General features: G+C 65.5%; 9 protein-coding genes. 6 read left to right on the top strand and 3 right to left on the bottom strand.

Annotated elements, in window-relative coordinates:
* On the top strand, positions 1-1,098 hold a 1,098-nt coding region (locus tag CAL22_RS12145; RefSeq protein WP_094813668.1), incomplete at its 5' end, for an ISL3 family transposase.
* 279 nt (positions 1,099-1,377) lie between these two features.
* On the opposite strand, the gene CAL22_RS12150 is transcribed toward CAL22_RS12145, so the two are convergent.
* Complete coding sequence (locus tag CAL22_RS12150) at positions 1,378-6,426, bottom strand: Ig-like domain-containing protein (protein ID WP_094813670.1); 5,049 nt, start codon at positions 6,424-6,426, stop codon at positions 1,378-1,380.
* Positions 6,427-6,860: 434 nt separating this feature from the next.
* Between CAL22_RS12150 and CAL22_RS12155 the strand changes: the two genes are divergently transcribed.
* The 3 genes from CAL22_RS12155 (at position 6,861) to CAL22_RS12165 (ending at position 10,829) form a co-directional block, all read left to right on the top strand.
* Positions 6,861-7,373 (top strand): sigma-70 family RNA polymerase sigma factor, encoded by a 513-nt coding sequence (locus CAL22_RS12155; RefSeq protein WP_094813672.1) that lies wholly within the window; start codon positions 6,861-6,863, stop codon positions 7,371-7,373.
* Positions 7,370-8,338: a FecR domain-containing protein gene (locus CAL22_RS12160; RefSeq protein WP_244193864.1), complete on the top strand. Its 969-nt coding sequence runs from the start codon at positions 7,370-7,372 to the stop codon at positions 8,336-8,338. The genes CAL22_RS12155 and CAL22_RS12160 overlap by 4 nt, the downstream gene beginning before the upstream one ends.
* 109 nt (positions 8,339-8,447) lie before the next feature.
* The gene (locus CAL22_RS12165; protein WP_094813674.1) at positions 8,448-10,829 is read left to right on the top strand and encodes a TonB-dependent receptor; all 2,382 of its coding nucleotides are present in this window, start codon (positions 8,448-8,450) and stop codon (positions 10,827-10,829) included.
* 15 nt (positions 10,830-10,844) lie between these two features.
* On the opposite strand, the gene CAL22_RS12170 is transcribed toward CAL22_RS12165, so the two are convergent.
* Positions 10,845-11,420: a restriction endonuclease gene (locus tag CAL22_RS12170; protein WP_094813676.1), complete on the bottom strand. Its 576-nt coding sequence runs from the start codon at positions 11,418-11,420 to the stop codon at positions 10,845-10,847.
* 11 nt (positions 11,421-11,431) lie between these two features.
* Positions 11,432-11,677, bottom strand: coding sequence for an RNA-binding S4 domain-containing protein (locus tag CAL22_RS12175; RefSeq protein ID WP_094813678.1), 246 nt, complete (start codon positions 11,675-11,677; stop codon positions 11,432-11,434).
* Positions 11,678-11,835: 158 nt separating this feature from the next.
* Here CAL22_RS12175 and CAL22_RS12180 point away from each other — a divergent pair, with 158 nt between their 5' ends.
* Positions 11,836-12,345, top strand: coding sequence for a sigma-70 family RNA polymerase sigma factor (locus CAL22_RS12180; protein WP_094813680.1), 510 nt, complete (start codon positions 11,836-11,838; stop codon positions 12,343-12,345).
* Between the two features lie 2 nt (positions 12,346-12,347).
* The gene (locus CAL22_RS12185) at positions 12,348-13,370 is read left to right on the top strand and encodes a FecR domain-containing protein (protein ID WP_244193865.1); all 1,023 of its coding nucleotides are present in this window, start codon (positions 12,348-12,350) and stop codon (positions 13,368-13,370) included.
* Positions 13,371-13,451: the final 81 nt, after the last annotated feature.

Here is a 13,451-nt window from a genome sequence, read left to right on the forward strand (position 1 = left end):
ATGCTGTGCGAGCAGTGCGGCGCACGATGTCGCCAGGTCCATGAGACCACGGTGCGACGGGTGCGAGATCTGCCGCTATTTGAGTACCGGGTTGTTCTTCACGTGCCACGCCGGCGCCTGTTGTGTGAGCGATGCGGTGGCCCGCGCTTGGAGCGGCTTTCTTGGCTGGGTCGCTACCAACGGGTGACGGATCGGCTTGCGGCGGCCTGCAGCCAATTGCTGCAATCAAGCAACGTGCAGGCGGTGGCAAGGTTCTTCGAACTGGGTTGGCACTCCGTCAAGGCGCTGGACAAGGCCCGGCTCCGAGCGTCAATGCGCGAGCCGGATTGGTCCAGGATCGAGTATTTAGCGATGGACGAGTTCGCCCTGCATAAAGGGCATCGGTACGCGACAGTAGTCGTCGATCCGATCAGCAGGCAGGTGCTGTGGATCGGCCCAGGACGCTCACGCGAGACGGCTCGGGCGTTCTTCGAGCAATTGCCGCGTGGGGTGGCCCAACGCATCAAGGCCGTTGCCATCGACATGACTACGGCCTACGAGTTGGAAATCCAGGCCCACTGCCCACAGGCGGAGATCGTCTATGACTTGTTCCATGTCGTGGCCAAGTACGGACGAGAGGTCATTGATCGGGTGCGCGTGGATCAGGCCAACCAACTGCGCCAGGACCGTCCCGCGCGTCGGGTCATCAAATCGAGCCGCTGGCTGCTATTGCGCAACCGCGACAAGCTAGACCGGCAGCAGGCCGTCCGGCTCGACGAATTGCTGCAAGCCAACCAGCCGCTGCTGACGGTCTATGTTCTGAGGGACGAACTCAAGCGGCTCTGGTTCTACCGAAGACCTGCCTGGGCAAAACAAGCCTGGCACCACTGGTGCGAGCAGGCCGAGCAAAGCGGTATAGCCCCCTTGAACACCTTCGCTCAGCGTCTGAAAGGCTATCTGCATGGCATCCTGGCCAGATGCCGACATCGACTAAACACCAGCATCGTTGAGGGCATCAACAACACCATCAAGGCCATTAAGCGGCGCGCCTACGGGTACCGAGACCAGGAATACTTCTTCCTCAAAATCCGCGCCGCCTTCCCCGGTAATGCTCAATGAACCATAAAAAAGGGCGTTGCGGGATGGCGGCACAGGCGCGCGTTGAGCGCTGTTCTGGCGTACCGTCATCCGCTGTTGGCAAGTACTTTAGCGATAAGCTCAGACCAGATAAGCCGCCCGATTCCTACGGATTTGTAGGAAAGATCTGAACGTCAAAGACAGCCCGCCCAAGGCCAGCCATCACGCCCTGGCAAGCCCGATGAGGCGAGTGGAAAACGCCCGGCCTAGCAGGGGAAAAGCAGCAGAGCCCCGTGCGCCCGCAGGCCCGCGAATATGACTTCAGTCATAGACCTGCACATTGAGCATCAAGCGATAGACGCCCTCGCCGGGGATCGTGACGCGCAGCTCGACAAGGTTGTTGTAGCGACCGCGCGGCACGATGCTGACCGATTTTTTGTCGCTGAGCCGATCCCGAAAGCCGATGGCAAATACATTGCGCCGCTTACTCCTGTCATAGCGCAATTCGGTTTCGATATTGCGTTGGACGTAGTTCGCGACCACGAGGTCATAGCCCCCCGAAATGTTGGTCGGGTGTACGCTCACCTTGGCCTTATCCTTATATTTGAGATCCAGGTAGAGCATCCAGAGTCTGCCGCCCGAGTTGCCGGATTTGCTAATAGACAAGTAGTGCTGGCTGGATAGCTCAAACAGCACGGCGCTGGACGGCAGCTTGGCCCCGGTCCGACTGTCTTGATACTGGCGTGTCGCGGGCGCGCTGGTGTTGCCGGCCTCGTCCCTGGCCAGTGCGCGTATCTCGCCCGAGGCGATATCCTGATCCGAGCTGACGGCGTAGTTGCCGTTCTTGTCGGCACGCGCCGTTTTCTTGCTTCCGCCGGGGAAGGTCACATCGACCCAAGCCAACGGTTCGGTCTTGCCTCGCACGGTGACCCGCCCGTTGCTGCTATCGGTTTCCGGGGCATTCATGGACGGTACCCCAGGCGGCGTTTTATCTATCTCATCGTTGTACTGGCGGGTGGCCGCCGCGCCCTGATTGCCTGCGGCATCGGTCGCACGAATCACGATGTTGCCGGAGGGCACATCCTGGGCGGACTGCGCCTCGAAGCGGCCGTCCGCCCCCGCCTGGACACGCTGCTGGCTCCCATCACTGAACACCACCGTGACCGAGGCACCAGGCTCGGCCTGGCCTGAAACCGTCACCCGCCCCGTTTGGGTATCCGTGTTGACGCCCGAGATGACCGGCGCGGCCGGCGGCGTCACATCCACCTTGTCGTGATAGTCATAAGTGGTGGTGCCGCTGGTATTGCCCGCGGCATCCGCGGCCCGGGCCGTGATCGCGCCCGAGCCGATATCCTGCCGAGAGACGGCGCTGTAGGCGCCCTGGGCGTCTGACTGGACCGTTACGCTGGTGCCATCCGGAAAGCGCACCGTCACCGTCGAGGCGGGCTCGGCGCGGCCGGTGACCGTGACCCTGCCGCTCTGCGCATCGGCCGTCGCCGAGACGATGGTGGGTGCAGCGGGCGGCGTGGCGTCGACCTCGTCGACATAGGCCTGCTGCGCCGGAGGGCTGGCGTTGCCGGCCGCATCGCTGGCCTGCACCACGATCCTGCCGGACATCATGTCGCGCGAGGAACTCGCCATATAGCTTCCGTCGGCGGCTGCCACGGTCGATGTCGTGCTTCCGTCCGGCCATTGGACCCGCAGCACCGCGCGCGGCTCGGCCTGGCCTGTCACCGTCACATAGCCGGTATGGGAGTCCGTGCTCACCTTGCTGATGTGAGGCGCCGGCGGAGCCGTCACATCCACCTGATCCTGATAGGCATGATGCGTCGGGCGGCCGACATTGCCCGCGCGGTCCGTCGCCTGAACCGTGATCGTGCCCGACTCCACATCCCGCTCGGAGGTGGCCGTGAATCCGCCGCCGGCGTCGGCCGTGATCACCTTGCTCGACCCATCGGGAAAGCGCAGCGTCACCCTCGCGCCTGGCTCGGCGGTGCCGGTGACCGTGACTTTGCCCGTGGCCGGGTCGGCCGCCACCGAGACGACTTCTGGCGCATCCGGCGGCGTGGCATCCACCTGGTCTCGATAGACATATCGTGTCCGGGCACTTTGATTGCCCGCCGCGTCGGTGACATAGGCGGTGATGTTCCCTGACGCGATGTCCGCAGCCGAGGTGGCCGTGTACTGCCCGTCGCCCGCCGCGGTGCTCGTCGTGCTGGATCCATCGGGCCAGTGCACGGTGACCGCCGCGCCGGGTTCCGCACGGCCGGTGACGGTGACCTGCCCGGTGCCCGGATCGGCCGCAGCGGCATCGATGCTGGGCGCGTCCGGCGCCGTCCTGTCCACCGTATCGCGATAATCGTGGCGAGTCTGCGGCCCGCGATTACCCGCCGCATCCGTGGCCGTCGCGTAAACCGGGCCGGACTCGACATCCCGCAACGACGTGGCGCGGTACTGACCCTGCGCGTCGGCTTGCACGCGTTCCACGCTATGATCCGGGAACCGGACCTCGACCCAGGCTTGCGGCTCCGCCTCGCCGCGCACGGTGAGCCGGCCCGTCGTGTCGTCGGCCACGGCGGCCAGAATGGAGGGCGCGGCGGGCGCCGTCTTATCGACCGTGTCCTGATAGTCCCGCGCGACGCGGGGGCTGACATTGCCCGCGGCATCGCTGGCCTGGGCCACCACCTCGCCCGACGCAATATCTCCGCTCGAGGTAGCGCGGTAACGGCCATCCACGCCGGCAGGCACCCGCAGCACTTCGCCATCGGGAAAACGCAACGTCACCATGGCTTGCGGTTCGGCCATCCCTTCGACCGTGACGCGGCCGGTCTCGGCTTGCGTGTGCAGTCCCTCGATCGTGGGCGCCTGCGGGGCCGTCCGGTCGATCGCGTCGGCATAGTCATGACGAATGACCGGGCTGCGGTTGCCTGCCGCATCGGTAGCCGCGGCCAGAATCGAGCCAGACTCCTGATCCTTGTCAGACGTGACACGAAACCTGCCCTGCTGATCGGCCTGCACGCGCCGGACGCTGCCATCCGGAAACACCACCTCCACCTGCGCCCCGGGCTCGGCCTGACCCGCCACTGTCACGCGCCCCGCATGGGCCTCTGCCTCCACCGTCTCGATGACCGGCGCATCCGGCGCCGTCCTGTCGATGCTGTCGTGATAATCCAGGGTCACTTTAGGCCCCGGATTGCCGGCGGCGTCCGTCGCGCCGGCGACTATGCTGCCCGCCGGCACGTCACCATCTGACTGGGCCTCAAACGTGCCGTCCTCACCCACCTTCAAACGCCGGCGCGAGCCATCCGGAAAGATCAGCTCGGCTTCGGCATCCGGCTCTGCCTGCCCCACGACAGTGACGCGTCCGGTGTCGGCAGCCGTCACCACCCTGACAATGACCGGTGCGGCAGGCGGGGTTTTGTCGCGCACATCCACGTAAGGCCGGACCGTGGCCGCCTCCTCTTCCCCCGGGCGCGGCACGCGCAGCGCCCGCAAGGGGCCGGACGGCACGTCGCCGGCCGAGGTCAGGCGATAGCGGCCTTCCGCGCCCACGGCCGCCCGTTCGCGGCTGCCGTCCGGAAAAGTCAATTCAACGTCGCTGCCTGGCTCGGCCTGCCCGAGCACCGTGACCCGGCCAGTATCCTCGTCAGTCAGCACGGCATCGATCGTGGGCGCCACCGCCGGCGGCGGCTGGTACTGTGCGCCCGTGCGCGCCTCCTCCCTGGTCTGCGGGTCGATGGCTCGCACCAGCACCTGCCCCTGTCCGACCGCGCGGCGCGAGCGGGCCTTGAATAAACCCTTGCCGTCGGACTTGGCCGAAACGGACTCGCCATTGGGAAAGTGCACCACCACATCCACACTGGGCTCGGTTTTGCCAGATAAGGCCAGGGCGCGGTCTGCCGGCTGGGGCGACATCGTCAGGAGCGCGACCTGCAGCTTGCCCAGCACTACCTGGTCGACGTACGGCACGGTGAGTTCCTGGCTCTGATCGCCGTCGGCATTACGGGCCCGCAGCACCAACTGACCCGAGGGCTGATCCGTATCACTGGTGTAGCGATAGCGGCCAGCCGCATCCGCCGAGGCTGAGCCTGCGCTGCCATCCGGCATGCGTATCTCGACCGTGGCGTACGGCTGAGTCAGCCCGGCCACGGTGACACGGCCGTTGATGACATGGGTGGACAATTGGGTCAGCGACAGCGCAAGAATGATCTCCTTGCGCCGCGTCTTGAGCACGATGCGGCTTTCGCGCGACACGAGCGCCATGCGCGGGTTTTCCGCCGAAAAAGGCGCCGCGTCTGCCGGCAAGCGGCGCAGCTGTTTGGCCAACGGCTCGTCCCACGAGATCGACAGCCCGATCTGCACGCGGATTTGCCGCTCGCCGCCCAGCACCTTCGTCTGCTCCAGCCCCAGACTCAGCAAGGGAATGGGCCGGTACTCGAGGCCATACCTGAAACCGCTGGCGCGGTGCTGCGGCTGCCCGTTGTCGTAAAAATCGACGCTGGCGCCGTTCCAGCGGAAGTAAGCCGCACTCAAGCTCAGCCCTGGCACTGCTGCAGGGCGGTAGCGCATGCCGAAATCCACACCCGATGCCGGCCTCTCCTGCAGCCTATCCTCATGCCGGCTGCCGCGCCAACCGGACAGCGGCGCATAGACGTTGCCATGCAAGGTAAATGCCGGCGCGATCGCTTCCCACCCTACCGACGCGCGCCAATGCCGCTTGCCGAACTCGTGGTCCAGGAACCCATTGACGCCAAGCAACCAGCCCCCGTCCAGTTGGCGCCGGTAGACGGCGCCCGCATTGGCGGTAGGCCGGTCATTCTGACTGTGCGCCCCGAGCTGTGCCAGGAGAGACTCCTTGCCCGAACGCTGGAGCTCCTCAATGGTGTTGAACGCCACGGAGCGGCGCCCCGTTGCCAGATCAAGCTGCAGCGCCCCATCCAGATGGCGCAGCCAGGGCAGACCCGAGCCGCGCGCCTTGGCGACCGCGTCCTGCAGCGCCCGGTTGAGTTCGCCCTGCGCCTGGAGCCTGAGATAGCGGCCATTCAGGCCGCTGGTCTGGCCTTCGCGCTGCTGAGCGGCCAGATCGCGCCATTGCGCGGCCAGGGTTTCCGCCCACGCGGGGGGTTCAGGCTGTGCGGCGGCGTCGTCTGCGGGCGCCAGAACCGGCGCGCCACGCGCGAGCACCGATAAGGGCAGCAAGGACTGCATCAGCAAACTGCCCCCTACTGTCGCCGCCACGGACTGGCGGGCGCGGCGTTTACCGCGGCGGCACGCACGGCGCGCCTGCCTATCGTTGTGGCCCCGCACCTGCCGCCGTGTCCCCGCGCCTGGGGCCAGAGACCGTACCAGGCGATAGATATGCTTACTCATGGGGCTTCCTTCGACAAACGGCGCATGGCGCTCTGCTCGCGCCCGCCCTGCGACGGCTAGGAAGGCGCTGGCGGCGGTTGAACAAGGCTTGAAACGAGCGGCCCGGGCGGCGCATGCCCGCCGCGCCTCGGGCCGCTTCTGGCTATGCAACGCACTTTATCGATTACCTCGGACGTGATAAGCCGCCTGAGCCCGACGCGCGTGTGGGATGTGTCTCTAGATCGCCTCGCGCTCCCGCCTCGGCCGCACGGCAGCCGCGCCCGGCACGACGATCGCTGCGCCGCCTAAGCCCCGGCACCTGTCAGGGATGTGGTCATCCCATTGCGGGCGGCCTGCCGGCCACCCGTAGGACGGAAGAAAGCGCCAATTGCCAAAACCGCCGGGGCTGCACCATAATTGATAGCCATTCTCATTCCCTCCTGACCCGGCCTTCCATGGCGTCCCCCTCTTCCGCCTCGCTGCCGCCCGATGTCGCAGCGCTCTACAGTGAGCACCATGGCTGGCTGCAAGCCTGGCTGCGCCGCCGTCTGGGCAATGCCTTCGATGCCGCGGATCTCGCGCACGACACGTTTGTGCGGCTGCTGCGCCAACTGGAGCCGATCCGCGAGCCCCGCGCCTACCTGACCACGGTCGCCCACGGGCTCGTTGTCAACCACTGGCGGCGCCTGGACCTCGAGCGCGCTTATTGCGAGACGCTGGCCACGGTCGACGAAGCCCTGGCCCCGTCGCCCGAAGAAGGGGCATTGCTGCTGGAAGCGCTCTGCGAACTGGACGCGCTGCTCAACCAGCTCAACCCCAAGGCGCGTACGGCGTTTCTGCTCGCCCACCTGGAAGGCCACACGTACGCCGAGATCGCCACCCAGCTCGCGGTCTCCGAACGCATGGTCAAGAAGTACATGGCTCAGGCGATGCTGCACTGCCTGACTGCCGGCCAAGCGGCATCGTGAGCGCAGCTCGTCCCAGCTTCGAGGTGCTGCAAGAGGCGGCGCAATGGTTTGCCGAGCTCGGCGCCTCCCCCGCCGATGCCGAACAGCACCGCCGCTGGCGGCTCTGGCACGAGGCCGATCCCACCCACCAACTGGCCTGGCGCCAGGTCGAGGCCATCAGCGGCAAGTTCAATACCGTACCGGGCGGGGATAAGCCGCTGGCGCACCGGATGCTGGACGCCGCCGCACGCGCGCGGACCCGGCGGCGGCACACCCTCAAAACATTGGCCTGGCTATGCGGAGCGGGGCTGGGCGCCAGCTCGCTGGCCTTGCCCTGGGGCCGCTGGACCGCCAAACATCACACAGGTCTGGCCGAGCGGCGCGACCTGCGCATGGCCGATGGCGCGCAAATCTGGCTGAACACCGACAGTGCCATCGACGTCGATTACACGCCGACGCTGCGCCGCATCAGGCTGCTGGCCGGCGAAATCCTGATCGCCACGGCCGCCGATACGCAAGCGCCGCCGCGGCCTTTTGTGGTGGATACCGCCCAAGCGCGACTGCGCGCCCTGGGCACCCGATACAGCGTTTATCAGCAAGACGGCAGCACCGTGCTGGCCGTATTCGACGGCGCCGTGCAAATAGAACCCCGGCTTGGCGGCCCGCCCATGGGTATCGTGCAGGCAGGCCAGCAGACGCGGATCGGCCCCCAAGGACCGGGCCCCATCGAAGCCGCCGACATGAGCCGCCGCGCCTGGGCCGAAGGGCTGATCGTGGCGCACAACCTGCGTTTGCAGGATTTCGTGGCCGAGCTGTCACGCTACCGCCACGGCTATCTGGGGTGCGACCCCGCCATCGCGGATCTGCGTCTGGTGGGTACCTATGCGATCGCCGACACCGATCAGGTGCTCGAAACCCTGCAGGCGACACTGCCGCTGCGCGTGCGTAAACCGTTGCCCTGGTGGACCGTGCTCGAGCCCCGCTGACGCCTCGCGTCGGCCGGCGTTCCCCATCGCCATGGGCGAGTTCCCCTTTTTGGGCCCTCGATTGGCATACCGGGTGAAAGCACATTCTCCTCTCTCATCCGGACCCACCATGCGCAAGCCCTCCCGCCCCCGCCCTGCCCTGAGTTTGCCGGCCGCTGCCGCTGCGACGCTGATCTGCCTGTCGGCGGCCGCGCCCGCGACCACCCGCGCGCAAACGCCCGCCGCCGACACTGCCCCTGAACGCGACTACAACATCCCGGCGGGCCCACTTAGCCGCGTCCTGACCGAATTTGCCCTGCAGGCCGGCATCCAGGTCTCGGCTGACGCGGTCCTCACCGAAGGCCGCCAGAGCCCGGGGGCACGGGGCCGGCTGAGCGTGGCGGACGGACTGAACGCCGTGCTCAACGGTACCGGCTTGCAGGCCCAGCGCCGTGGCAACGCCTACACCTTGCGCCTGGCTCCCGAGGCGGTGACCTTGCCAGACATCCTGGTCCAAGGCCGCCCCTCTCTGGCTCAGGAGGGCCTGGCCAGCGACGGATATCGCGTCAGCAGTGTGTCGTCGGTCGGCGCCCTGGGGGGCATGGATGTCCGCAGCGCGCCCTATTCGATCAGCGTTATCCCGCGCGAGCTGCTGGAAAACGTACAAGCCCAGTCGCCGGACGATGTCTTCCGCATCAATCCCTCCACGCTGACGCAAACACCCCAGATCAGCGGCTGGGCGCCGATGGTCAAGATCCGCGGCTTTAACAGCTACGACCGCGCCGAAGAAGGCCTGCGCCGCTCCTATGGTTTCGCCGCGTCGATCGAAGACAAGGAACGGGTCGAAGTGCTCAGCGGCCTGTCGGGCTTTCTCTTTGGCGCGGCCTCGCCGGGCGGCATGGTCAACTATGTCTACAAGCGCCCCACGCAAGAGCGCTTCAACAGCATCACCGTCGGTAACTATGGCGGCAGCCAATACTATGTGCATGGGGATTTCGGCGGCCCGGTCGATGACAATGGTGTGTTGGGTTATCGCCTGAATCTGGTGCGGCAGGATGGCGACACATCGGTGGATGATCAAAAAATCGACCGTACGCTGGCAACGCTGGCGCTGGATCTCAAGGTCACCGATCGCCTGAAATTCGAACTGGGCGCCTCCTACAGTGATTACAAGATGCGCTCGCCGACGGCTTACTGGTTTGTGTCCGATGGCGTCAAGCGGCCCGCCGCGATGGACACCAGCAAGGACTGGAGCCAGCCGTGGATACGCGACGAAACCGAAAGCCGTAAATGGATGGCCCGCATGACCTACGAGGCCAATGACCATCTGACCGTGCGCGTAGCGCATCTGCGCGAGTACCAGGACCGCCCGGTCCAGTATCACACCATGAACCTGGTTCAGGCAGGCGACGTCTACAAGCAACTGCGCCAGAAAGTGGGGCCGACGCGCACCGAGTCCGAAGCCTGGCAGGCGTTGGCCGATGTCTCCTTCGATACCGGCGCGGTGGGTCACAAGGTGACCATGGGCTACTACGGCTACACCGACAGGCAATGGCAGACGACCTACTTCCCCCACACCGGTTATGTCGGTCCTTACAGCCTGAGTTCGCCGACGCATGTTCCCGAACCGGACTGGCCCTCCGATGCCGATGCCCGGCAGTACTTCTCCAGCCGCATCCGCAACGACAACTTCATGATCGGCGACATGGTGCGCCTGAACGAACAGTGGTCCGTGCTGCTGGGCGTGAACCGCAGCACGATCAAATACATCGACCGCAATCAGAGCGGCGAACCGACGCAGCCTGACTACGACCGAGGCCGCACCTCGCCCAACGCCTCGCTGATTTATCTGCCCGCGCCCTGGCTGACGACGTATGCCACCTATATCGAAGGCTTGGAGCAAGGCGGCGTAGCGCCTGACGAAGCGATGAACCGCACGCAAGTGCTCGCTCCGATGCGCAGCAAACAAAAAGAACTGGGCATCAAGGCCGAGTTGGGCGGGGTGCTGGTCAGCGGCGCGCTCTTCGATATCGAAAAGGCGTACGAGTACATCAACAACGCCGACGTCTATGTCCAGGATGGTATCCAGCGGCATCGCGGCGCGGAGGTCTCGGCCGTCGGCAAGGCCACCGAAGCCTGGACGATCATGGGGGGTGCCACCTGGTTGCAGGCACGCGTGCAAGGCGGCGAGAACGACGGCAACGCCCCTATCAACGTACCCAAGGTCGTCCTCAAGCTTTATTCGGAGTACGCCCTGCCCTTCGCTCCCGGGCTAAGCCTGACGGGCGGCATCTACCATATCGGCAAGCAGTGGGCCACCGACACCAACAGCAGCCGCCTGCCTTCCTACACCACCTTCGACCTCGGGCTGCGCTATACCACCAAGGTCAACGGGCACCCGGTCACGCTGCGCCTGGCCGTCAATAACGTCGCCGACCGCAACTATTGGCTCAACAGTTACTACCTCGGCAACCCCCGCACGATCGCCTTCTCGGCGCAAACGCAGTTCTGAGGCGGTCAGGCCGCGCTAGAACGTCTGGCCATGCAGCAGCTTGGCCAGTTCTGGCGCGGTCATCAGCGAGATATTCTGCAATTTGGCGTAGTGCCAGGCTTTATCGGAAACCTCACCCAGCGTGATGAAAATAGCCTCGCCCGCGCCGCGTTTTTCGCGCAGCGACTGCAGTTCGCGCAAGGGCTCGACGCCAATGCTGGCGGCCTTCCAGCGGCGCGCGCTGACCACGGCTTCTTTGTCTTTCTTGCGCAAGGAAAAATCGGCGCCCGGCGTTTGCAGGCGCTCGACCTGACAGCCATCGCGCTCGAATCCGGCCTGGGCCGTATTGGCGAACTCCGCCCAGGACATTGCCGCCACCGCCTCGGCCACGGCCAGCACGCGCGCCTCCGAAGGCTTGTTCCAGCGCCGCACGGCCGAAATGACAGAAATGGCCGCAAAAGGCACCGCCACGAAAACCCCCATGGCAGCCAGATCTTTGGGTAGCACGGCAAAACCGCCGACGCACAACACCAGGGCCACGCCCGCGCTCATCCACCACGGCGAGCGCAGCAGCACGGCGAAGATGGAATCCTGCGACATTTTGAATTTCATGGCGAACCGGCTCAAAGAGGGTCTTCGCCGCTGGGCGCGGCCCGCACCACGATGCGGGCATCGCCGCACGTGACAATCTGGCCGCTGCGGATCTTGGCTGTCTTGCGCGTTTCCAAGACGCCGCCCACGCTGACCTGGCCATCGGCCACCAGCGCCTTGCCCGCACCGCCGCTGTCGGCCACGCCGGTCGCCTTGAGCAACTGGTTGATTTCTATATAGGGAGCGCCTTCGGCGAGCGTGAATTCAATGAGCGGCATGCGAGCGGAACCAGAGGGTCGAACAGTGGGCGCATCATACCTGAGCCCTTTGGCCCGGCTGCGCGCGACGTTGCACAGTTTGTTTAGTTTCGGTTATAAATGATAAACATTCCCATTCAATAAGCAGTGCCTCTGAGCCGCCATGCCGCGGTTGCCCCATGCCGACCGCCGAGCTACCCGCGCAGCACGACCTGCACACGCTATATAGCGATCATCACGGCTGGCTCTTTCGCTGGTTACGAAAAAAACTGGGCAATAGTTTTGACGCGGCCGATCTGACGCAAGACACCTTCGTCAATGTCATCACGGCCGGCTCCCTGGAGAGTATTCGCGAACCGCGCGCGTTTCTGGTGACGGTGGCCCGCCGCCTGGTGGCGCATCGGCACCGCCGGCAGGTGCTGGAAACCAGCTATCTGGAAATTCTGGCCGCACTGCCACAGGAGATGGCCCCCTCGCCGGAAGCGCGTTTGCTGGCCCTCGAGGCACTGCAAGAGCTCGACAGCGTGCTCGACGGCCTGCCGCCCAAAGCCAAAGAGGCGTTTTTGCTCGCCCACCTGGAAGACCTCAGCTACGCCGACATCGCCGCCCGGCTGGGCGTGTCCAGCAGCTCGGTCAAGCAATATCTGATCCGCGCCAACCGGCAGTGCCTGTTTGCGCTGAGCGCCTGAATATGCCGCGTCAACCGATATTGGTGCATCCAGCACGGCCGCCCATGGCCGGTGGCCAACCCATCAGCGAGGCCACGGCTGACGCCGCGGCGGAGTGGCTGACGATATTGATGTCAGGCGAGGCAACGCCCGAAGAACGGCAACGCTGGCAACAATGGCGTGCCGCCAATCCCGAGCACGAGCGTGCCTGGCAGCATGTCGAGGCGGTGACGGGCCGTCGCCTGCCGCTCATGCAGTCCAGTGCGGCCTACCAAACCCTCTCTCCCTATCACGGTGCCTCGGCGCGCTCACGCCGCAAGGCGCTGCGTCTGTTGCTGTGGGGCGGCGTCCTCGGCGGTTCGGCGCTCTTGGCCAGCCGCAGCCAGACCTGGCAGACCATGACGGCCGACTACCGCAGCGACACCGGGCAACAGCGCGCCATTGCACTGGACGACGGCACGACCATCCTGCTGAACACCGCCAGCGCCATCGACGTGCGCTTTGACAGCGACGTGCGCTGGGTCAGGCTGGTCGCCGGCCAGGCCATGATCCGCACCGGACACGCACTGATCAACGGCCGGCCAGACCCCCGGCCGTTCATCGTTCAAACCGCCCAGGGGCGCATTCGCGCGCTCGGCACCCGTTTCATGGTGCGGCAAGAGGACGATCGCAGTGCGGTCGCCGTGCTGGAAAGCGCGGTGGAGATTACGCCGCTCAGCGCGAATGCGCGCCGGCTCGATGCCGGAGAAAGCGCGTTCTTTACGCGCCACGGCGTCGACGCCCCGGCCGCCGTGACCGACCGGGAACTGGCCTGGACTCAGGGCCAGATCATTGCCGAAGATTTGCCGCTGGCCGATTTTCTGGCCGAGCTGTCTCGCTATCGTCCCGGGCTGCTGCGCTGTGATCCGTCGGTGGCCCATCTGCGCCTGTCGGGCGTCTTCCCCTTGCAGGACACCGACAACATTCTGGACATGCTGCCCAAGTTTCTGCCGGTGAAGATCTCGCAGCGCACCCGTTATTGGGTGGTGGTTCAGCCTCAATCTTGATCGCTGTTACAAAATAGTCGAAAAAAAACCCTGCGCGGGCTGCCCGATTGCCCGTCTCGCGGTTCATACCCAAGAGAACTT

This window comes from Bordetella genomosp. 12, from assembly GCF_002261355.1.
Taxonomy (GTDB): Bacteria; Pseudomonadota; Gammaproteobacteria; order Burkholderiales; family Burkholderiaceae_B; genus Bordetella.